Raw genomic sequence first — 19,671 nt, 5'->3', positions numbered from 1 at the left:
ACAGGGCGGCGCCTGCATTCCTGTGACGTCCTTAGCGCCAGCCCGCGGGCACAGGAACGAGGGGGGAAAGGGAATGCGCCAGGCAGATGCCGGGCCGCATTTGCAAAACCGCTGCCGGAAAAGGGGCCCGCCCCTAAAACCCCTCCTCCGGTTCAGGATGCCGGATCAGCGGGGATTGCGCCCGTCGCGGTCCTTGTCGTGCCGGTCCTTGTCGTGGCTGTCGCGATCCCTGTCTTGACGGTCGCGGTCCTGACGGTCGCGATCCCGGTCGTGACGATCCTTGTCAGGGCGGTCGCGATCCCGGTCGTGGCGATCCTTGTCCTGACGGTCGCGATCCCGGTCGTGGCGATCCTTGTCATGACGGTCGCGATCCCGGTCGTGGCGATCCTTGTCGTGACGGTCGCGATCCCGGTCATGACGATCCTTGTCGTGACGGTCGCGATCCCGGTCATGACGATCCCGGTCATGATGGTCGCGATCCCGGTCATGACGATCCCGGTCATGATGGTCGCGATCCCGGTCATGACGATCCCGGTCGTGACGATCCCGGTCGTGATGGTCGCGGTCCCGGCCATGGTGGCCATGGTCCCGGCCGCCGTGATGGCCGTGGCCGTTGCCGTGATCGCCGTCGCCGTCGCCCTCGCCGCCGTCATCGCCGCCGGGGCCGGAGCCGCCGCCATTGTCGCCGCCGTTGCCCTGGTCGCCGGAAGAGGACCCGTTCGAGGCCTGCTCGCCGGAGCCGGAACGGTTGCCCGAACGCGTGCCGAAACGGTTGCCGCTGCTGTCGTTGTTGAGCGTGCGGCTGTCGTCGTCGGTGCGGATGGATTTTGTCGGCAGGCACAGCCTGGCCTCGATCGAACCCGGCGCTGCCGTGGCGCAGTCGACAACTGCGGGCGCTGCCATCGTCAGGCTGCTGCTTGCCAGAAGGTAAGCAACGGCGACGCTATACTTCGCTGCTTTGCGAATCATCTACTCTCTCCCAAAGTTAACAAACCGTTAACGGGGAGAATTCTTATATTAGCGAAAAGTTAATTCCAAGAATAAACTGTGGATATTGGCACAGCACCTTAATCTATAGTTAATTACGCAAGTAATAAATTTTATTAAAGTTTTAGTATAAACTATGTTACCTTGCCGGCGAACAATAGAAGGGGTGATTCATGCGGTGGCTTGTTTGCCTTGTTTCCCTTGTGTTCTTTCCCGCGCAATTTCAGGCACTTGCCGGACAGGCCCTGCCCGCCGGCAGAAGCATCGGCGCGCCGGTCGGCTTTGCCTCCGCCTGCGCCAGCTACCGCTGGCTCTGCCACAAGGTGGCGGCCCGCGGGCCGGCCGGTCAGGCCGCCATGCCGCTCCTGCGCAGGATCACCCGCGCCGTGAACCTCAGCGTGCGCGCCTCGCAGGACCGCTCCGGCAGCGGCGACGCCTGGACCCTGCCCCTCGGCGGCCGCGGCGATTGCGAGGATTACGCGCTGCAGAAGATGAAGGACCTGATCGACGCCGGCTTTCCGGCCGACCGCCTGGCGCTCTCGGTGGTGATCGGCCCTCGCGACGAAAACCACGTCGTCCTCATCGCCCGCCTCGACGAGGGCGATTACGTGCTCGACAACCTCAACGACGCGGTGAAGAACTGGCGGGCGACGCCCTATACGTTTCTGGCGACGCAGGATTTCCAGGCGAGATCGACCTGGCGCGTGACGCTGGCCGGGCCGCGGGCCAACGAGTTTTCGTGACGGGTGTCATGGTCGGGTGGGTGTGGCACCGCCGGCGAGAGCCCACGCCGCGGCGAACGATGGTGTCAAACACCACCGCCAGCCCCCGCCGCGTCACCCCCTCACCCCAGGCCAAAGGCCGCCCGGGCCATCAGGCATTCCGGGTCGCCCGGCATGCAGGTGCGGCAGACATCCGGCCTGAGCCCGTAGACCAGGCAGGACGCCGCCTTGCCGATCGTGCCCGACAGGGCCGAGCAGCGGTTGCCCTCGCAGCGCATGCCGGAGCGGTCCGGCGCGACGTATTGCGGCGGCAGGAGGTCGAGATCGGCGTCCGGCTCGGTGGAAAATCGCGGCCAGTCGCTGGAATAGGCGCAGCATGCGCCGCAGGTCTGGCAATCGAGGTCGGTCGGCAGGGTCATGCGCCGCTCATAGCGCCTGCGGGCGCAGGATGCAAAACACATCGCCGCCGGGAAGCGTTTCGCACGTCTTTGCACAATACCTGACGCTTTCCCGCAACAATGCTAAAGTAAAACCCTTCCATACCGTTCGAGAGGGCAAGTATCCGCGGGAGAGAGCGATGAACCTGACAAGAAAACAGTTCGGCCTCGGCATGGTTGCCGCAGGTCTTGGCGCCAGAACGACTGCGCAGGCAAGCGAAGTTCCCGGCCAGCAGCCGGCCCCGGCAGCGCAGAACCTGCCGACGACGCCGATGGCGGCGCATCAGGCGAGCTATTTCTTCAGGAATTCCGCTTTCGAATATGTGCTTCTGACCAGCCTCGGGCGCGCCTACCATCAGGGCGGCAATCCCGGCAAGGTTCTCTATCTCTCGCGGCAGATCGAGGACGGCAACTATGACAGCGCCTATGGCGCGCTGGTGGCGGCCGGCGACGAGGCCCGCACGATCGCGGAGGATTCGCTTTCCGGCGGCCACAGGGAGAGCGCCCGCCAGGCCCTGCTCTGGGCGCAGAACTATTACGACAGCGCCATCTATTTCGCCGACGGCACCGGCGACCCGACCAGGGCCGCCGCCGCCTGGGAGATGATGGACGCCTGCTGGCTGAAATCGCTCGCCCTCTTCGATCCGCCGATCGAAGAGGTCGCCATTGCCTATGAGAACACCACGCTGCGCGGCTTTTATTTCCGCGGCAAAAGCAGCGCGGAACATCGCCCGCTGCTGATCCTCGTCAACGGCAGCGACGGCTCGGCGCTGGACATGTGGACGATGGGCGCGGCCGGCGCCACCGCCCGCGGCTACGATTGCCTGACCTTCGACGGGCCGGGCCAGGGCTACGCGCTTTGGAAACAGGGCATGGCCTTCCGCCCGGATTTCGAGCATGTCGTCACCCCGGTCGTCGATTTCGCGCTGGCGCGGCCAGGCGTCGATCCCGCAAGGATCGCCATTCAGGGCATCAGCCAGGGCGGCTACTGGGTGCCGCGCGCCGTCGCCTTCGAAAAACGCATCGCCGCGGCCATTGCCGATCCCGGCGTGACCGACGTTTCCGCCTCCTGGACCGCCGGCCTGACGCCGCCGATGCTGGCCCTGCTGCAGGCCGGCCGCAAGCAGGAATTCGACACCTTCATGGAAAAGGCGCTGCCGCCGGCGGTGAAGAACGCGCTCGCCTTCCGCATGCGCCCCTATGGCGCCGGCTCCTATTTCGACGTCTTCAAGGCGACGATGGATTACCGGCTGGACGACGTGGCCGGCCGCATCGCCTGCCCGATGCTGATTACGGAGCCCGCCAACGAGGCCTTCTGGCCGGGCCAATCGCAAAAGCTCTACGCGATGCTGACCGGGCCGAAGACGATGGCCGCCTTCGCGGCCTCGGACGGGGCCGACCTGCATTGCGAGCCCGGCGCCTACGGGCTGCGCGATCTCAGGATCTTCAACTGGCTGGACGAGGTTCTGGCGCGCGCCTGAGGCCGGACGCGGCCTTTTATCGGCCGCCCGACTGGCCGGCCGGCATGCCGGCCCTAGTTCTTCCCGTGGCGGCGTCCGCGGCAGCGGGCGCCTCGCCCTTCGCAACCGCAAGAGGAGGATTTTTCCATGGGCGTCTTCGACCGCATCAAGAACGCGATTTTCGGCAAGGCGCAGGCCGCACCCGTGCCGGAGCCCGCAGCCGCCGCCCCGCAGGCCGGCGCGCCCGCATCGTCTCCCGCCCAGCCAACGGCCGCGGCCAAGCCGGCCGCCGCCCCGGCGAGCGCCAGCCCGGCCGGCCCGGCCGGCGCCAGCCCCGCCAGCCCCAGCCCGACCAGCAAAGCCGATATCGAGCAGATCCTCAACGCGGCGGTGAAGAAATCCGGCCAGAAGCTCGACTGGCGCCATTCGATCGTCGATCTCATGAAGGCGCTCGGCATGGATGCGAGCCTTGCCGAGCGCAAGGAACTCGCCGCCGAACTCGGCTATACCGGCGATACCGGCGACAGCGCCAAAATGAACATGTTCCTCCACAAGGCGCTGATGAAGAAGCTTTCGGAAAACGGCGGCAAGGTGCCGGCCGACCTTCTGGACTGACGAGGCGGCGGATCGGCCTCGGGCAAAACCACGGGGCCGGTCGTCCGGCGGCGGCGCGATACCGGCGCCAAAAGCCGGCCGGGCCGCTACTGGTTGAGCGCGATCGTCGTCGTCTCCTGCCCCTCGGCGCCCACGCCGCCGCTCATGATTTCCAGCGCGCCGGCAGCCGCAAAGCGCGAGAGCGCGCCGATATGTTCGGAAATCTCGCCGGCGCTGCGCACCGGGCGGCCGTCCTGGTCGGTGGAGATGGACAGGGCCTCGCTGCCTGTCATGCCGACGGCGCAAAGCGCCAGCGCCAGGTCGTCGACCTCCTGGATGCGTTCCGCCAGCAGATGGACCATGCGGTCGCCGTCATGGGCGGCAAAGCGCATGACGTGGTTGTCGACGCCGTGATGGGCGATCGCCACGTCGAAATAGTGGTAGCGGCCGAAATCGTCCTCGCCGGAAAGAATGTCGGCCCCGACGTTGCGCGCAAGCTCGTCCAGCCCGGCACGGACAGCGATATGAGAATGTCTAAGCTTCATATCCATGCTGCATATTTAGGCCAGTTCGCCCCTATTTACAACGGTAGCGGTTAAGCCTGGGCTGGATTTCAACGCAGGCGTAATCCTTGTTGCCCACGACCCGGCGCTTCACGCGCGCGTCTCCGCCGTCCTCCGGCAGGTACCAGTAGGCCCAGACCGGATCGCCGTTTTTCGCGTGCGGCACGGTGGTGGTGAATTGCGTGCCCTGCTCACCCGCGCCAAGCGCGCCCACATAGGCAAGTGCCGCCGGCAGGCCGCCGAAGGCGCCCCGGCCCCAAAGCTCGCGCGACCGGTTCTGGTCGACCGCCACCCGGATCGTCTGCGTGCGGATATTCGCCTTCCGGTGATAATCGCTCCCCATCACCCACCCCCATTGCGCGCAGAAACAAGCGATACACATCCTGCGGTTTTCGTCAAGAGACGAGGCCCGCCCCGAAGCGATCCGCCATGCATCCTTTTTGCCGCTCGCACGTTTCAGCAGCATCAGCGAAAGGAGATGCAGATGGCAGACAGCACGGGCAGGAACGCCGCGGCCGCCGCCCCCGGCGGGGAAAGGCCGGACCATCGGGCCAATGCCGAGGGTTTTGCCAGCGAGGCGGATTACGAGGCCTATCTGGATGCGCCGATCGAGGGCGCGGCGCGCGAGGAGCTGCAGCGCCAGATCGCCGAGGTGCGGGCCGAGATCGAGAACCTCAGCGCCCGTCTGCAGATCATCCGCCATCGCGCCGGCAGCGTGGTGACGGAGAACCTGCGCTGGGCCGATGCCAGCGCCCATGCGCAGCTCGGCGCCTACCCCTGGGCGAAACTCGCCGGCGCCATGGCCGCCGCCTTCCTGGCCGGCCGGGCGCTGCAACGCCTGCCCTTCGGCCCCCTTGCCGGCGCCGCCGCACCGCTGGTCATGGCTGCGCTGCGCGAAAGGCGGCGCTAGCGATCCCGGCAAGGGCGGGAACCGGTTTTGCCGAAATTGCGCTAGCCCGGCGGGCCTTGCATGCCGCCGTCCTCGCCTGCCGCGCGCGCAATGAAACGCTTGGAAACCAGCCAGCAGCCGAGCGCCCAGAGCGCGCCGGCCACCCAGCCGGCCAGCACGTCGGTCGGGTAATGCACGCCGAGATAGATGCGGCTGAGGCCGATGATGACGGCGAGCAAAATGCCCGCCGCCATGACGAAGATGCGGGTGGCGCGCCGGCGCTGCGTGCGCGCCAGAAGCGCCCCGAGGGTGAGATAGGTGACGGCGGAGACCATCGCATGGCCGCTCGGAAAGCTGAGATCGCCGACATCGACGAGATGCGGCACGACATCCGGCCTCGCCCGCGCCACCAGGATCTTCAGCCCCGTGCTCGCCAGCCAGCCGGTGAGCACCGAGAGGAACAGGAAGACGGCGATGCCGGCCTTGCGGTCGAGCAGCAGGTAGGCGGTGGCAAGCAGGGTGAGCAGCGCCAGCACGGTGACGCCGCCGAGGCTGGTAATGTCGCCCACCGCATGGGTCAGCCATGCCGGCCCGATCGGCCGGGAAAGATCGCCCGGCTGGCGCAGCGACAGCAGCACCGTCCGGTCAAAACCCAGCGTCTCGCCCTCCAGCACCTCGCTCGTCAGCCGCTGCAGCAGGAAGAGGCCGCCGGCAAGGCAGGCAAAGGTGATGAGCGTCATCGGCTCATACTGGTTTAGCCAGGATCTGATATGCCGCATTCTGCTCCCGCCCGTTTCGTCGAACACATCAACTGTGTGCAGCCGCGCAATTTTGCAAGGGCGGGCCGGGGTTCGGCGTCTCCGGCAGATGTCTTGAATGCGCTGCGGCTTGGGGTGCCTCCACGGACGTCTTGATACCATTGTTCGCTGCGGCGTGTGGTACCCCCTCTGTCCTGCCGGGTCCTTCGGACCCCCCACAAGGGGGGAGATCGGCCAGAGGCGGGGCCTTCGCATCTCATGAACGTCGAGCAGATCGCAACGCTCATTGTTTGGGGAAACCGGCGCCCCCAGCCAATCTCCCCCCTTGTGGGGGGGGGGCCGAAGGACCCGGCAGGACAGAGGGGGGTGCCACACGGCACAACAGCAACGGCGGCCCGCCCCTGTAGATACCGAAGGACCCAGCAAGACAGAGGGCTGCCCCGCCCCGCAAACCGCAGCTACCGCAGATCCGCCCGCAGGTCGCGCACGCCGCGCCCCAGCCGCTGGCGCAGCAGCGTGCGCAGCGTCGCCCCGTCCACATAGCCGACTTCGGCGGCGATCGCGTCGAGATCGAGTCCGCTGCCGTGCAGCAGCGTCTGGGCGTGTTCGACCCGCAGGTCCTGGAAATAGGCGAGCGGCGATTTGCCGAGCACGGCGTTGCAGCGCCGCTGCAGCGTGCGTGGGCTGGTCGCCAGCGCATCGGCCGCCTGCTGCAGCGAAAAGCCTTCGCTCAGGTGCTCGCGCGCCCAGCGCTCGAAGCGCAGCATCAGCGGACCGGCCTGGGCGAGATGGTTCGGCACGATATAGAGCGCCTGCAGCGAACGCAGGTCGGCCAGCAGATAGCGCGAGACGAGGCCGGCAAGCTCCGGGCTTGCCTGCCGCACCAGCCAGAGCGCGAGGTCGAGATGGCCCATCGCCGCGCCCGCCGTCACGCCGATATCGCTCGGCACCAGCATGCGCGTCTCGTCCACCAGCACCTGCGGATAGCGCTGGCGGAAGAGCGGGGCGAGCATCCATGTCGTCGTCGCCTCGCGGCCGTCGAGCAGCCCGGCCTCGGCCACCAGGAACGTGCCCTTGCAGGAAGCGGCGATCTTCACGCCCTCGCCGTGCCAGCGGCGGATATGGCCGACCGCGCCGGCCACGTCCGGCCGCGACAGTGCCGCCACCACCTCCTGCGGCGCCACGACGCCGAGCGCCGGCACCACCACCCAGTCGGGCTTCGGTTCCGGCGCGATCGGCGCCACCGGCACCGTCAGCCCCTGGGCGGAGCGCACCCTGCGGCGCACGCCGGCCACCGTCACGTCGAAATGCGGCGTGCCGCCGAATTCGCGCGCCGCAAGCCCGTTGGCCGCCGAAAACACGTCCAGCATGACGGTGAGCCCCGTATCCCACAATCCGTCGAGCGCAAGCATGGTGAGCCGCATGGCGTAAATGACCCTGTTATTGTCATTTCCGACAATACCGCTTTCCCCGCCCGGCGGCTAGATCTCTGCGCATCGCCCATTCCAACCCGATCCGAAGGAGATCACCGATGAAAATCATGGCCATCGCCACCGCCAAAGCCCCGCTGACGCCCGAGCAGCTGAAGGAACACCTGCCGCAGGAAGTGCCGGCGACGCTGAAACATTACCTGAGCGGCGAAGTGGAGCAGTTCTGGTTCCGCGAGGGCGCCGGCCCGATCTTCCTGATGAACGCCGAATCGGTGGAAGCCGCCCGCGCCTCGCTCGCCACCCTGCCGCTCGTGGCCGCCGGGCTGATGAGCTACGAACTGATGGCGCTGACCCCGCTGACGCCGCTGGGGCTGCTGATCCAGGGCAAGTGAGGGGACGGGAGGCCCCCTTCTGCCTTGCCGGGGTCGGCGTTCGAACAGGCGCCTTGATACCATTGTTCGCTGCGGCGTGGGGCACCCTCCTCTGTCCTGCCGGGTCCTTCGCCCCCCACAAGGAGGGAGATTGGCTGGGGGCACGGGTTTCCCCAAACAACGAGCGTTGCAAACTGCGCAACGTTAATGAGGTGCGAAGGTCCCGCCTCTGGCCGATCTCCCCCCCTTGTGGGGGGTCCGAAGGACCCGGCAGGACAGAGGGGGGTGCCACACGGCACAACGCGCGCGGCAGCCCGCCCCTTGTCGCGATGCCCCACGGCACAACGCACAACGGCATCAGGCACTTGCCAAAGAGACCGGCCGCCCCCCGCAGCCCGCCCCATCACCCCGACAAATCCATCACCCGACCAGCCAGGCCGCTCCGCCCCAAAAACCCGGCAGCGCCCGTCACCCAACCAAACGGAACCCTCCCATGGACCGCCGCCTTCTCGTTCTCGCGCTCGGCATGTTCGCGCTCGGCACCGACAGTTTCGTCGTCGCCGGCGTGCTGCCGCAGATTGCCCGCAATTTCAATGTCGGGCATCGGTGCCGCCGGCCAGATGACGACCGTTTATGCCGTCACGCTCGCCGTGCTTGCCCCCGTCATCGCCGCCCTTGCCGCCCATGTGCCGCGCAAGCGGCTGCTGCTGGCGGGCCTTGCGGTCTTCGTCGTCGCCAATCTCGCCACCGCGCTTGCGCCCGGCTTTACCGCAGCCCTTGCCAGCCGCGCGCTTGCGGGGCTCGGAGCGGCCATGTTCTCGCCCACGGCCACCGGCTCGGCCGCCTCGCTCGTGCCGGCCGAAAGGCGCGGCCATGCGCTTTCCGTCGTCACCGCCGGCCTTGCGGTCTCGACCGCGCTCGGCGCGCCGATCGGCACGCTGATCGGCGGATTCGGCGACTGGCACTGGACGATGGTCTTCGTCGCCGCCCTTGCCGCGCTCTCCGGCCTCGGCGTGCTGGCCTTCCTGGCCGATATCCCCATGCCGCCGCCGGTTTCGCTCGCGCGGCGGCTGGCGCCGCTTGCCGATATCAGGATCGGCCTGACGCTGCTGACCACGTTCCTGTTCTTCTCCGCCGCCTTCACCGTCTACACCTATTTCGCCGTCGTCTTCGAAGGCGCGATCGGCGGCGACCCGGCCGTGCTGGCCGGCCTGCTGGTGCTCTGGGGCGCGGCCGGCACCGTCGCCAACCTCTTCTCCGGCCGGCTGATCGACCGTATCGGCTCGCGCCGGGTGCTGGTGGCGATGCTTGCCGTCGTGCTCGCCGATTTCATCCTCCTGCCTTTCACCGGCGCCACGCTGGCGCTCGCCATCCCCGCCGTGCTCTTCTGGGGCGCCTGCGGCTGGGGCAGCTCCGTGCCGCAGCAGCACCGCATCGTCGGCATCGCCCCGCAGATCGCCCCGATCGTGCTCGGGCTCAACAATTCCGCCGTGTTCCTCGGCACGACCGCCGCCGGGCTGATCGGCGCCGCCGGCATCGAGCTTTTCGGCGGCCAACGCCTGGGCACGATCGCCGCCGCGCTGGTGGCGGCCGCGCTGGTGGTCTCGGAGATCGCCGCACGGCGCATTGCGGCGGCCGGACGCGGGGCGGAGGTGGCGGCCTAGGGGGAAGCTGTCGGGGGTGTCCGATACCATCAGGTGCTGCGGCATGGGGCAGCCCTCTGCCCTGCCGGGTCCTTCGGCATCCATAAGGGGCAGGCTGCCGCCGTTGCAGGAATGACGAGGAGCGGAAAGGCCGCCGCCGCGGCGGGCGGCGGCCGGGGCCATTGATGCCGGCGGCGGGCGATCTATCTCGCCTGCATGGATCATCTCTTCGATGACAAAAGGCAGGCGGCCGGCCTGCGGCGGGCGCTCCAGCGCATAGAGCGGGGCGAAGGCCGAAGGGCGCTTGCCCTGCAGTGCCTCTTCACCCTCGTCGATATCGCCATTCTCGCCTTCTTCGTGCTCGGCCCCTATTTCCGCGCCGCCCCCACCTATCTCGTCGTCGATTATGCGATCGCGCTGTGGATCGCCGCCGAAATGGGGGCGCGCGCCCTTGCCGCGCCCTCGCTGCGCGCATGGATCCTGCGGCCGATGACATGGATCGATTTCGTCGTGCTGGCCACCCTTCTCTTTCCCTTCGCGCTCTTCAACTTCGCCTTCCTGCGCGTCATGCGGCTCTGGGCGATCGGCCACAGCCCGCTGCTGAGGGTGGCGCTGCGCCGGCTCGGCTGCGCGGACCGCATCGACGTGGTGCGCGCCGTCATCAATTTCGTGGTCTTCCTCTTCCTCGTCACCGGCTTCGTCTACACCTCCTTCTTCTATAACCAGCCGGGCGGCGAAGGCTTCGTCGACGCGCTCTATTTCACCGTCGCCACGGTGACGACCACCGGTTTCGGCGACATCACCCTGCCCGGCACGCTCGGCAAGCTGACCTCGGTCGTCACCATGATCGTCGGCATCTCGCTCTTCGTGCGGCTGGCCCAGGCGGTGGTGCGGCCGCACAAGGTCACCTTCGCCTGCCACCGCTGCGGCCTGCAGCGCCACGATGCCGACGCCGTGCACTGCAAGGCCTGCGGCGAGGTGCTGAACATTCCCGACGAGGGCGCCTGAGCGGGCGGCTCAGAGGCGGATTGCGGCAATGTCATTCAAGGGCCTTTTCGGTGCGCCGGCGTCACGATCGTGTCCTGGCCGCTCCGACAGCGGACCTCAAGTTCGCCGATGTTCGCGATGGCAGCTTGACCCCGGCAGCCCCCGACACCTATATTAATTCATCTCCAGACGGAGTTGAATTAGGACTATCGACATGAGAGACATGGAGTTTACGGTTACCGAAGCGAGTTTTCTGGTGGATCGCTCTCCTGCGGACATTCAAAACGCAGTCGACAAGAAGGTCGTGAAATCCACGGTGGTTAAAACCGGGCCGCGGGCCAAGCGCCTTCTCGGAAAAGCCGAGTTGCGCTTTTTGACCATGGACCGCGAAATTGGTGAAGCGCTCTCCGGTGCAGGCAAACGCCGACTCTACGAGGAACTGTCAAGGCTGCCGCAAACGGCCACGACGGCGCGGGTCGGCGCGATTGCCGTGGACCTTCGAAAGAGCGACGCGAAGCTCAGGAAGAGATTGAGGCTGCTCGAAACGATCAGGGGGGCAATGAAGATGAAGGGAGAGGAACCGTTCATCAAGGGAACCGATGTTCCTACCTATCAGGTGGCGGCCCTGTATCCGGCGGCTTCCATCGAGGAGATTCTGGAGGATTTCCCCTCGCTGAAGCGCAGCCAGGTCGAGCATGCGATCGGTTTTGCGCGGGCATACCCGAAAAAGGGGCGGCCCTATCCTTCGAAATCCCTGAAACGCGGAATTTCCGATCTGATCAGGAGCGGTGTCTTCGACGATGACTGAGACAAGGCCGTCCCGTGCTTAAATACCTGATGGACGAGTCTGTCATTCGCTTCATGGATACCCACAAGAACGTCATCAAGTGGAAAAGGTCCGTCGACGACAGCGCGCTGGCAATATGCGTTCTTACCCTCTTCGAGAAACGGAAGGGCGCTGAAGCGCAGTTGAAAAAGGATCCTGAGAAAGCGCAGGCAAAGCTGGATGCAATTGCCGCATTCGAAGACAGCTTCGGCCCTGATCGCATTCTGAGCCTTGATGCGGCAGCGACGAAGCAATGGGCGTCTTTTGTCGGCGCGAGGGACAAGCACGTGATGGACGCGGGCATAGCCGCAGTCGCGAAAACGCACGGGCTTATCGTCGTCACGCGCAATCTGACCGACTTCGCCAGCTTCCGCGTGCCGTGTCTCGACCCGTTCAGGGACCCGCCGCTGCTGGTGGAGTACGACAACAAGCCGACGAAGGGCAAATGACCGGGCAGCGCCCCGCAAACCGAAACACACCGCCGCCCCGATCAGATGCTGCTATCGGCGGCCATTTGCGTCTATACCGGACTCCCCCGACAGCTTATCCCGAGTCCCTCATGCCGCTTCCCTACCGCAATTCCAGGCTGCTTCGCCGCTCCCGCGTCATCTGGGGATCGTTTTCGCTCTGGCGGCCGCGGCTGGTCTTCTGGTGCGGGGCGCTGGCGATCGGGCTTGTCAGCGTCGGTTTCGCGCGGCTGGCCGATCTCGCGCAGAAGGGTTTTGCGGGGCTGACGGCATCGGGCCAATGGGCGTTTCTGCTGCCGCTGGCGCTCTGCCCGCTCGGCTTCATGGCCTCGGCCTTCCTCGCCGCCCGGCTGTTTCCAAATTCGCAGGGCAGCGGCATTCCCCAGGCGATCGCCGCCCGCCACCTGCGCGAGGCCGAGGACCGCTCGCGGCTGCTGTCGCTGCGCATCGCCGCCGGCAAGATCGCGCTGACCGTGCTCGGCCTGTTCTGCGGCGCCTCGATCGGCCGCGAAGGGCCGACGGTGCAGGTCGGCGCCTCCATCATGCTGGCGGTGGCGCGCTTCAGCGGCATGGCGCAGGCGCGCGGCCTCATCCTCGCCGGCTCGGCCGCCGGCATCGCCGCCGCCTTCAACACGCCGCTTGCCGGCATCGTCTTCGCCATCGAGGAAATGAGCCGCACCTACGAATCGCGCGCCAACGGCCTGGTGCTGACTGCCGTCATCCTCTCCGGCCTTGCCGCGCTCGGCCTTGCCGGCAGCTACAATTATTTCGGCGAGGCCTCCGTCTCGCCCGCCGGGCTGAAGGACTGGGGCCTGGTGCTCGTCTGCGGCATCGGCGGCGGCGCGCTCGGCGCCGCCTTCAGCGGTCTGGCCCTGCATTTCGGCCAGCGCATCCGCCGCTGGGCGCAGCCGCAGCCGCTCCCCCGCATGGTGGCGCTGGCCGGGATCTGCGGCCTGGCGGTCGCCGCCATCGGCATCGCCTTCGGCGGCGCGACCTTCGGCACCGGCTACGATCAGGCGCGCGGCGCCGTCGAGGGCCACGCGCTGCCGCTTCTCTTCTTCGCCGGCAAGCTGGCGGCGAGCTTCCTTTCCATGCTGTCGGGCATTCCGGGCGGCATCTTCGCCCCCTCGCTTGCCGTCGGCGCCGGCTTCGGCAGCACGGTCGGCTCGCTGATGGGAACGGGCATCGCGCTCGCCGCCATCCTCGGCATGACCGGCTATTTCTCCGGCGTCGTGCAGGCGCCGATGACCGCCTTCGTCATCATCCTCGAAATGACCGGCGACCACCAGGCCGTCATCCCCATCATGGCGGTGGCCATGCTCGGCTACATCACCTCCCGCATCCTCTCGCGCGAGCCGCTCTATCACGGCCTCTCCCGCGTCTTCATCGCCGCCGTTGTCAGGGCAAGACGGGCCGAAGCGGCGGGTTGAGCGCGATGCGGGCTGCGGTGATGCGCCGGAGCGGGCGAACGGCCGTCAGGCCCGCCTCAGCGCCTTGATATCGTCCGGATGCCGCTCGAGCATGCGGAACAGATTGACGACGGCAGGCGGCGGGCTGACCTTTCCGGTTTCGTAACGCGAGAAGGCATTGTGTCCGCCGCCGGTCAGCGCGGAGGCTTCCGCCTGGTTCAGCCGCAACTTCTTGCGAATGCGGCGCAGATCCTCGCCGACGGCGCGCCTGTCCTGCAGCACCAGCGCGTCGCTGGCCTGCGCATAGCGCTCGGCGCTTGCCTGATCGTATTCGATCTCGCCGCAGGTACCGCAGCGAAAGCCGGACAGGCCCTCGACATCCGCCACCAGGCCGCGATAGCTCACCTGATGCGTTTCGTTGAAGAACGGCGTCATGTCCGCCCCGGCATCGCAGCAGACGCAGATCCTGGCCATCGTTACAACTCCTTGAACTGGATGACGGGGGCGCCGTCTTCCCTCAGCGTCAGCTTGACATAGGCTTTTCCGGCCGGCGTATCGGCATGATAGACATCCTGCCAGACGCTGCCGTCGCGGTAGGTCGTCATCGACTTGTAGAGATGGCGGCCCTTGAGCGCACATACCACGTCGATCATCTCCGATGTGGTCAACCCCATGGCCCTTCCGCCGTCGATGGCGCTTTTGGTGAAAGCCGCCGCCCTCTTTTCCCTCACGACGACGATGATCGCGGCGAGATCATAGTGAGCCTTCCGTTTTTCCATGCCTAGATTACCCTTTGAGGGTAAAAATTCAAGTCGGCAAATCGCTTTGTCAAAACAGCCTGCATGATCCCTGAAACCGTCGCCGTGCTGGAAGGCACCCTTCACGCTCGAAGCTTGCCCCATCGCGGCGCTGTTTTTCAAGGGTCTTTCCGGCCGGGGCGGCCCTGTCGAACCCCGTCCCCTCACCGCTCCGTCAGCTGGCGCATCACCCGCTCCGTCAGCCGCTCGCATCTCCAGCCGGCAAAGGGGAAGGCGTCGAGCGCCAGCGGGCCGATCATGGCGTCCAGCCGGCGGCGCAGCAGGGCGCGGGCGCGGTGCAGGCGGCTGCGGACGGTTTCGGGCTTGAGGGACAGCAGCTCGGCGGTTTCCTCCACGCTCATCCCCTCGATCGCGCGGGCGATGAAGACCAGGCGGAATTCTTCCGGCAGGCTGTCGGTCGCCTCTTCCACGAGTTTCAGGATCTGTCGCTGCGCCATGGTGGTCTCGGGATTGTCGATGGGCGAACCGGTGGGAAAATCGAGGATGCGGCGTTCGCCCGGCAGCCCCTCGAACGACACTTCCGGCCGGCGCGCCGCCTGGCGCAGCCGCCCCAGCGCCTCGTTCATGACGATGCGCGTCAGCCAGGTGGAAAAGGCGCTTGCGCCGGCAAAATCGCCAAGGTGGCGGAAGGCCTTCAGATAGGCCTCCTGCAGCGCGTCCTCGGCCAGCGCGTCGTCGCGCACGATGCCGCGCGCGATGCGGAAGAGCCGCTGGTTGTAGCGCCGCATGATGGCGCGGAAGGCGCCCGCCTCGCGCGCCAGCGCCAGCGCCACCAGTTCCCCGTCGCTGCGTTCCGCCAGCCCTGTTTCCGCCTGCCGCGCCATGGCTCCTCCCTCTCTCTTTGCGCATTGGATGCGCGGGCGCGCCGAAAGTTCCCGCCATCGCGGAAAAATCTTTTCGGGAACGCCCGCCCGCCGCCGGCATCCAATGGCACGTAGCAACAATCGACCGGCGCCCGTTCGCCGGAAGGAGGACAAAGATGCACAGACACCTTATCGCCGCGCTCGCCGCCCCGACGCTTGCCGTCCTGGCGCTTTCGGTGGCCCCGGCAGCCCTTGCCGCCGGCGCCGCCCCCACCGATCCGCAGATCGCCCATATCGCCTATACGGCCGGCGTCGTCGATATCGAGGCGGCCAGGCAGGCGGTCGAAAAGGCCGGCAACAAGGAGGTCGCCGCCTTCGCCAGGGATATGATCCGCGACCACGAGGCCGTCAACAAACAGGCGCTCGATCTCGTCAAGAAGCTGAACGTGACGCCGGAGGATAACGATACCAGCAGGCAGCTTGCCGCCAATGCCGAAAGGGAGCGGCAGAAGCTTGCCGGGCTGAAGGGCGCCGCATTCGACAAGGCCTATATCGACAACGAGGTCGCCTATCACAAGACGGTCAACGCGGCCCTGAAGACGGCGCTGATCCCGGCCGCGCAGAACCCGGACCTGAAGGCCCTGCTGGAAACCGGCCTGAAGCTCTTCGAGGGCCACCAGCAGCATGCCGAACACGTTGCCGCGACGCTGAAATGAGCGCGCTTCCGGCACTGGCGGCCGCCGCCGCCCTCCTGTTCTGCGCCACCGCCGCCGGCGCCGCCACGATCGAGATCACCATCGACAGGCTGGAATTCCGGCCGGCGACGGTGACGGCGCGGCCGGGCGACACGATCCTCTGGCGCAACCGGGACGTGATGGACCATACCGCGACCGCGAAGGGGAATTTCGACGTGGTGATCCCGGCGGGAGCGTCGGGCTCGGCGGTGGTGAATGCGGATGGGGTGGTGGAGTATCTCTGCCGGTTTCATCCGAACATGAAGGGGCGGATTGCGGTCGGGCGGTAGCCGGGCGCTTGCGCTTCGGGTGAGTGGGGCGCCGGCGGGTGTCGGGCAGGTGTCGGGTTGGCTTCTCTAAATATTTGATAATATTGGGCGTTGCGGCGTGGAGCACCCCCCTCTGTCCTGCCGCACTACCGGGGTCGAGCCACGGGTCTCGACCCGTCCTTCGGACCCCCCACAAGGGGGGAGATCGACTCGTGGCTGGACCTTCGCCCCTCTCTAGCGTTGCGCAGTTTGCAACGCTGATTGCTTGGGGAAACCGGCGCCCCCAGCCAATCTCCCCACCTGTGGGGGAGATGTCCGGCAGGACAGAGGGGGTGCGGCAAGCCGCAGCGCGCAACGGTGTCAAACACCACCGAAGCCCACGCCGGCACAGAGCCGGGCCACACCCGCCCCCTCGGCGAACGCCCCCATGTCACCCCCACAACCTTTCCCCCGCAAGCCTGTCTCCCATCGATGCCGAACCGGCCGCGGGCCATCCGCCTGCCGGCCGACGGTCCAACCCTGACGATCGGATGACGCCCCATGTGCATGTTCTCCTCCCCGCCGAAAGCCGAGCCGCCGCAGGCACCGCCCGAATATGCGCAGCAGAAGACGCCCGATTATGCCGCCGCGCAATCGTCGGCCGCGCGCCGCGCTTCCGACCGCATCAAGGGCGCGCCGTCCACCATCCTCACCTCGCCCTCCGGCGCGCCCGTTCTTGCCGATACGCAATCGCCGGCGCTGTCGGGCAATGCGCTCAAGAAGACGCTGCTCGGTCAGTGAGGCGTGCCATGGAAAACCATCGACGCGATAACGAGACGCAGATTGCCTATCACCGCCGCCGGCTTGCCGAACTGAAAGAGGTGCGCCAGCCCTGGGAGGCGGAGTGGCGGGCGCTGGCCGAGCATATCGAGCCGACGCGGCTGAGGCTCCATTCCGGCCGCGAGGGGCCGCGCTCGCGCGACAGGATCATCGACAGCACCGGCACCCATGCCTACGAGACGCTGAAATCGGGCATGCATTCGGGCCTGACCTCGCCGGCCCGCCCGTGGTTTCGCCTCACCACCTTCGATCCCGACCTGAAGAAGCGGGATTCGGTCAAGGTCTATCTCGCCGCCGTGCAGGACAAGATGCGCGAGGTCTTCGCCGCCTCCAATCTCTACCGCGCCTTCCATATCGGCTATGGCGATCTCGGCCAGTTCGGCCAGTCGGTGGCCATCCTCGTGGAAGACGAGGAGACGGTCATCCGCGTGCAGCAGCTGGTGCACGGCCGCTTCTGGATCGCCAGGGATCACAAGGGCAAGGCCACCACGCTCTACCGCACCTTCCGCTGGTCGGTGCAGCGCATCGTCGAGCGCTTCGGCTACGACAACGTGCCGGAGCGCGTCAGAAGCCTCTACGACACGTCGAAATACGGCGAATGTTTCGATGTCTACCACGCCATCGAGCCGCGCCACGACCGCGATCCCGACAGGATCGACAAGCGCAACAAGCCCTTCCTTTCCAACTACTGGATCGACGAGACCGGCTCCGAACTCTTGGAGGAAAGCGGCTTCGATTCCAACCCGATCATCGCGCCCGCCTGGGAGCTTTCCGAGGACGACCACTATGCGCTCTCGCCCGGCCAGAAGGCGCTCGGCGATATCCGCATGCTGCAGCTGGAGCAGATGCGCAAGCTCGAAGGCATCGACAAGAAGGTGCGCCCGCCGATGAACGCGCCGACCTCCATGCAGAACAGCCCGGCCTCGCTGCTGCCGGGCGCGGTGAACTATGTGGACGATCCGACCGGCAAGGGTTTCCGCCCGGCGATGGAGGTGAACCTCAGCCTGATGGAGCTGCGCGAAGACATCAGGGAAGTGCAGAACCGCATCGAGAAGACCTTCTTTGCCGATCTCTTCTTCGCCATCACCAATATGGACGGCGTGCAGCCGCGCAACCAGTTCGAGCTGACGCAGCGCAAGGAAGAGCAGCTGCTGCAGCTCGGCCCCGTCCTGGAAAACGTCTTCGGCGACCAGCTGGGGCCGACCATCGACCGCACCTTCGATATTCTGGCCGCCCGCGACGAGCTGCCCCCGCCCCCGCCGGAGCTGCAGGGCACGGAGCTGAAGGTGGAATATATCTCCACGCTCGCCCAGGCGCAGCAGGCGGTGGCGACCGGCGCCATCGAACGCGGCGTCGCCTTCATGGGCCAGGTCTCGGCGGTCAAGCCCGAAGCGCTCGACAAGCTCGATGTCGACGAGGCGATCGACCTCTATTTCGACGCGATCGGCGCGCCGCCCTCGATGATCCTCGCCGACGACCGGGTGGAGGATATCCGCGCCCAGCGCGCCCAGCAGATGCAGGCGGCTGAGACCGCGCAGATGGCGCAGCAGGTGGCGCCCGCCCTCAACCAGGACGCCAAGGCCGCACAGGTGCTGGCCGAGGCCAACGAGAACCCGAACGGGGCAGCGCTTCTGCGCCAGCTGGGGCTCGCCTGATGGAGCAGTTTAAGGATCAACCGTCCATCCCGCACAGCATCGGGCAGGACGAAATCACCGCGGCCTTCCGCGAGGTCTTTTCCACCGCATCCGGCAAGCGCGTGCTCTTCTGGCTGCTGGAACAGTGCGCGATCTACGGGGAGGCCTACGCCGGCGAACTCGTGAACGCCACGCATTACACGCTGGGCAGGCAGGGCGTCGGCCGGCGGCTGATCGCCGAGCTCGACCGCATCGACCCGACGCTCTATCCGCGCCTGCTGCTGGCAATCGCGGATCTGAAGGCAAACGACAGGGCAGCGGCGGCAAGCCGCGCCGCAGACGAGGAAGGCGAGGATTATGACAGCGACGTTTAGGATCGGCAGGCCGCAGATGGCGATGAGCGCCGAGGGCGCCGGCAGCGGCGGCAGCAATGGCGAGGATGCGGCCCCCGAGACCGTTCTCTTCCCCGAGGATGCCGCGTCACCGGACGGTGACAGCCTCGCCGAGGAGCGCGGCACCACCGCCGATACCGGCGGCGACGAGACTTCCGGCGATATTGCCGACCGCGTGCCGGATGACGGCCGCTACCAGCTCACCATGCCCGAAGGCATCGCGGTGGACCAGGAGCTGGTCGACGCGCTCGGCCCGGAATTCCACGCGCTCGGCCTCACCAACCGGCAGGCGCAGCAGCTGGCCGACCGTTTCATCGAGATCCAGGGCAAGCGTGGAAGAGCGGCTTCCGAAGCCTGGGCCGGCCGCGTGCAGGGCTGGGCCGACGAGGCCCGCCGCGACCGCGAGATCGGCGGCGCCAGATGGGCGGGCACCGTGGGTGCCGCCCAGCGCGCGCTCTCCCGGCTCGGCACGCCGGCGCTGCGCGACTACCTCAATTCCAGCGGCGGCGGCAACCACCCCGAGATGATCAGAATTTTCGCAAAGGTCGGATCGATGATCCAGGAGGACAACCCACCGAACGGCGGCGCGGGCGGAAACGGCAGGAAGGCCGAAACCGCGCACCTGATGTTTCCCAAAGACGCACCGAAGGGCTGATAAG

The 19,671-nt window shown here is 67.0% G+C and carries 26 protein-coding genes; 16 read left to right on the top strand and 10 right to left on the bottom strand.

From position 1 onward, the window contains the following. Positions 1-165: 165 nt before the first annotated feature. A complete protein-coding gene (locus ACU8HS_RS19015; protein WP_447014939.1) occupies positions 166-969 on the bottom strand; it encodes a hypothetical protein in 804 nt (267 codons plus the stop codon). A 191-nt stretch (positions 970-1,160) separates the two neighbouring features. On the opposite strand from ACU8HS_RS19015, the gene ACU8HS_RS19010 reads away from it, so the two are divergent. Next, positions 1,161-1,730, top strand: coding sequence for a transglutaminase-like cysteine peptidase (locus tag ACU8HS_RS19010; protein ID WP_112573574.1), 570 nt, complete (start codon positions 1,161-1,163; stop codon positions 1,728-1,730). 101 nt (positions 1,731-1,831) lie between these two features. On the opposite strand, the gene ACU8HS_RS19005 is transcribed toward ACU8HS_RS19010, so the two are convergent. Then, positions 1,832-2,128, bottom strand: coding sequence for a YkgJ family cysteine cluster protein (locus tag ACU8HS_RS19005; RefSeq protein ID WP_447014938.1), 297 nt, complete (start codon positions 2,126-2,128; stop codon positions 1,832-1,834). Between the two features lie 158 nt (positions 2,129-2,286). On the opposite strand from ACU8HS_RS19005, the gene ACU8HS_RS19000 reads away from it, so the two are divergent. Together ACU8HS_RS19000 and ACU8HS_RS18995 are read left to right on the top strand one after the other, a co-directional pair. Next, positions 2,287-3,627, top strand: coding sequence for an alpha/beta hydrolase family protein (locus tag ACU8HS_RS19000; RefSeq protein ID WP_447014937.1), 1,341 nt, complete (start codon positions 2,287-2,289; stop codon positions 3,625-3,627). 126 nt (positions 3,628-3,753) lie between these two features. After that, entirely contained in the window at positions 3,754-4,221 is a 468-nt protein-coding gene (locus tag ACU8HS_RS18995) for a DUF3597 domain-containing protein (protein WP_447014936.1), read from the top strand. An 86-nt stretch (positions 4,222-4,307) separates the two neighbouring features. Here ACU8HS_RS18995 and ACU8HS_RS18990 read toward each other — a convergent pair whose 3' ends face one another. Together ACU8HS_RS18990 and ACU8HS_RS18985 are read right to left on the bottom strand one after the other, a co-directional pair. After that, complete coding sequence (locus ACU8HS_RS18990; protein WP_447014935.1) at positions 4,308-4,745, bottom strand: hypothetical protein; 438 nt, start codon at positions 4,743-4,745, stop codon at positions 4,308-4,310. Between the two features lie 31 nt (positions 4,746-4,776). Continuing rightward, positions 4,777-5,229: a hypothetical protein gene (locus ACU8HS_RS18985; RefSeq protein ID WP_447014934.1), complete on the bottom strand. Its 453-nt coding sequence runs from the start codon at positions 5,227-5,229 to the stop codon at positions 4,777-4,779. A gap of 18 nt (positions 5,230-5,247) precedes the next feature. Here ACU8HS_RS18985 and ACU8HS_RS18980 point away from each other — a divergent pair, with 18 nt between their 5' ends. Beyond that, on the top strand, positions 5,248-5,673 hold the full coding sequence (locus ACU8HS_RS18980; RefSeq protein ID WP_447014933.1) for a hypothetical protein: 426 nt from the start codon (positions 5,248-5,250) through the stop codon (positions 5,671-5,673). A 41-nt stretch (positions 5,674-5,714) separates the two neighbouring features. Here ACU8HS_RS18980 and ACU8HS_RS18975 read toward each other — a convergent pair whose 3' ends face one another. Beyond that, on the bottom strand, positions 5,715-6,431 hold the full coding sequence (locus ACU8HS_RS18975) for a phosphatase PAP2 family protein (RefSeq protein ID WP_447014932.1): 717 nt from the start codon (positions 6,429-6,431) through the stop codon (positions 5,715-5,717). A gap of 437 nt (positions 6,432-6,868) precedes the next feature. Beyond that, positions 6,869-7,834: a GlxA family transcriptional regulator gene (locus ACU8HS_RS18970; RefSeq protein WP_447014931.1), complete on the bottom strand. Its 966-nt coding sequence runs from the start codon at positions 7,832-7,834 to the stop codon at positions 6,869-6,871. 107 nt (positions 7,835-7,941) lie between these two features. Here ACU8HS_RS18970 and ACU8HS_RS18965 point away from each other — a divergent pair, with 107 nt between their 5' ends. After that, a complete protein-coding gene (locus tag ACU8HS_RS18965; RefSeq protein ID WP_112706332.1) occupies positions 7,942-8,232 on the top strand; it encodes a hypothetical protein in 291 nt (96 codons plus the stop codon). Between the two features lie 382 nt (positions 8,233-8,614). On the opposite strand, the gene ACU8HS_RS18960 is transcribed toward ACU8HS_RS18965, so the two are convergent. Beyond that, positions 8,615-8,815: a hypothetical protein gene (locus ACU8HS_RS18960; protein WP_447014930.1), complete on the bottom strand. Its 201-nt coding sequence runs from the start codon at positions 8,813-8,815 to the stop codon at positions 8,615-8,617. Between ACU8HS_RS18960 and ACU8HS_RS18955 the strand changes: the two genes are divergently transcribed. The 5 genes from ACU8HS_RS18955 to ACU8HS_RS18935 all read left to right on the top strand — a co-directional run bounded on the left by ACU8HS_RS18955 (position 8,805) and on the right by ACU8HS_RS18935 (position 13,564). Further along, positions 8,805-9,875 carry an MFS transporter gene (locus ACU8HS_RS18955; protein ID WP_447014929.1) on the top strand — a complete coding sequence of 357 codons (1,071 nt, stop codon included), beginning with the start codon at positions 8,805-8,807 and terminating at the stop codon, positions 9,873-9,875. The genes ACU8HS_RS18960 and ACU8HS_RS18955 overlap by 11 nt on opposite strands. A gap of 195 nt (positions 9,876-10,070) precedes the next feature. Continuing rightward, the gene (locus ACU8HS_RS18950) at positions 10,071-10,862 is read left to right on the top strand and encodes a potassium channel family protein (protein ID WP_447014928.1); all 792 of its coding nucleotides are present in this window, start codon (positions 10,071-10,073) and stop codon (positions 10,860-10,862) included. Between the two features lie 193 nt (positions 10,863-11,055). Continuing rightward, positions 11,056-11,649 carry a DUF433 domain-containing protein gene (locus tag ACU8HS_RS18945; protein ID WP_447014927.1) on the top strand — a complete coding sequence of 198 codons (594 nt, stop codon included), beginning with the start codon at positions 11,056-11,058 and terminating at the stop codon, positions 11,647-11,649. Positions 11,650-11,678: 29 nt separating this feature from the next. Continuing rightward, the gene (locus ACU8HS_RS18940) at positions 11,679-12,116 is read left to right on the top strand and encodes a PIN domain-containing protein (protein ID WP_447014926.1); all 438 of its coding nucleotides are present in this window, start codon (positions 11,679-11,681) and stop codon (positions 12,114-12,116) included. A gap of 110 nt (positions 12,117-12,226) precedes the next feature. After that, positions 12,227-13,564 (top strand): chloride channel protein, encoded by a 1,338-nt coding sequence (locus tag ACU8HS_RS18935; protein ID WP_112566449.1) that lies wholly within the window; start codon positions 12,227-12,229, stop codon positions 13,562-13,564. A gap of 45 nt (positions 13,565-13,609) precedes the next feature. On the opposite strand, the gene ACU8HS_RS18930 is transcribed toward ACU8HS_RS18935, so the two are convergent. The 3 genes from ACU8HS_RS18930 to ACU8HS_RS18920 all read right to left on the bottom strand — a co-directional run bounded on the left by ACU8HS_RS18930 (position 13,610) and on the right by ACU8HS_RS18920 (position 15,185). Then, positions 13,610-14,017 carry a type II toxin-antitoxin system MqsA family antitoxin gene (locus ACU8HS_RS18930; RefSeq protein ID WP_113414626.1) on the bottom strand — a complete coding sequence of 136 codons (408 nt, stop codon included), beginning with the start codon at positions 14,015-14,017 and terminating at the stop codon, positions 13,610-13,612. 2 nt (positions 14,018-14,019) lie between these two features. After that, positions 14,020-14,322 (bottom strand): type II toxin-antitoxin system MqsR family toxin, encoded by a 303-nt coding sequence (locus tag ACU8HS_RS18925; RefSeq protein WP_112758328.1) that lies wholly within the window; start codon positions 14,320-14,322, stop codon positions 14,020-14,022. A 182-nt stretch (positions 14,323-14,504) separates the two neighbouring features. Continuing rightward, positions 14,505-15,185 (bottom strand): RNA polymerase sigma factor, encoded by a 681-nt coding sequence (locus ACU8HS_RS18920; RefSeq protein ID WP_112706485.1) that lies wholly within the window; start codon positions 15,183-15,185, stop codon positions 14,505-14,507. A 155-nt stretch (positions 15,186-15,340) separates the two neighbouring features. On the opposite strand from ACU8HS_RS18920, the gene ACU8HS_RS18915 reads away from it, so the two are divergent. The 6 genes from ACU8HS_RS18915 to ACU8HS_RS18890 all read left to right on the top strand — a co-directional run bounded on the left by ACU8HS_RS18915 (position 15,341) and on the right by ACU8HS_RS18890 (position 19,667). Continuing rightward, positions 15,341-15,880, top strand: coding sequence for a DUF4142 domain-containing protein (locus ACU8HS_RS18915; RefSeq protein WP_447014925.1), 540 nt, complete (start codon positions 15,341-15,343; stop codon positions 15,878-15,880). Continuing rightward, entirely contained in the window at positions 15,877-16,188 is a 312-nt protein-coding gene (locus ACU8HS_RS18910; RefSeq protein WP_112706483.1) for a cupredoxin domain-containing protein, read from the top strand. The genes ACU8HS_RS18915 and ACU8HS_RS18910 overlap by 4 nt, the downstream gene beginning before the upstream one ends. Positions 16,189-16,707: 519 nt before the next feature. Next, positions 16,708-16,947: a hypothetical protein gene (locus tag ACU8HS_RS18905; protein WP_112566470.1), complete on the top strand. Its 240-nt coding sequence runs from the start codon at positions 16,708-16,710 to the stop codon at positions 16,945-16,947. An 8-nt stretch (positions 16,948-16,955) separates the two neighbouring features. Beyond that, positions 16,956-18,641 (top strand): portal protein, encoded by a 1,686-nt coding sequence (locus tag ACU8HS_RS18900; protein ID WP_447014924.1) that lies wholly within the window; start codon positions 16,956-16,958, stop codon positions 18,639-18,641. Next, the gene (locus tag ACU8HS_RS18895) at positions 18,641-18,994 is read left to right on the top strand and encodes a hypothetical protein (RefSeq protein ID WP_112566476.1); all 354 of its coding nucleotides are present in this window, start codon (positions 18,641-18,643) and stop codon (positions 18,992-18,994) included. Before ACU8HS_RS18900 ends, ACU8HS_RS18895 begins: the two co-directional genes overlap by 1 nt. Continuing rightward, complete coding sequence (locus ACU8HS_RS18890; RefSeq protein WP_447014923.1) at positions 18,978-19,667, top strand: hypothetical protein; 690 nt, start codon at positions 18,978-18,980, stop codon at positions 19,665-19,667. The genes ACU8HS_RS18895 and ACU8HS_RS18890 overlap by 17 nt, the downstream gene beginning before the upstream one ends. Positions 19,668-19,671: the final 4 nt, after the last annotated feature.

The organism is Rhizobium sp. KDH_Rht_773_N, assembly GCF_052946295.1.
Note: the sequence above shows the minus strand (reverse complement) of the source record. Positions and strands in the feature narration are given on the sequence as shown.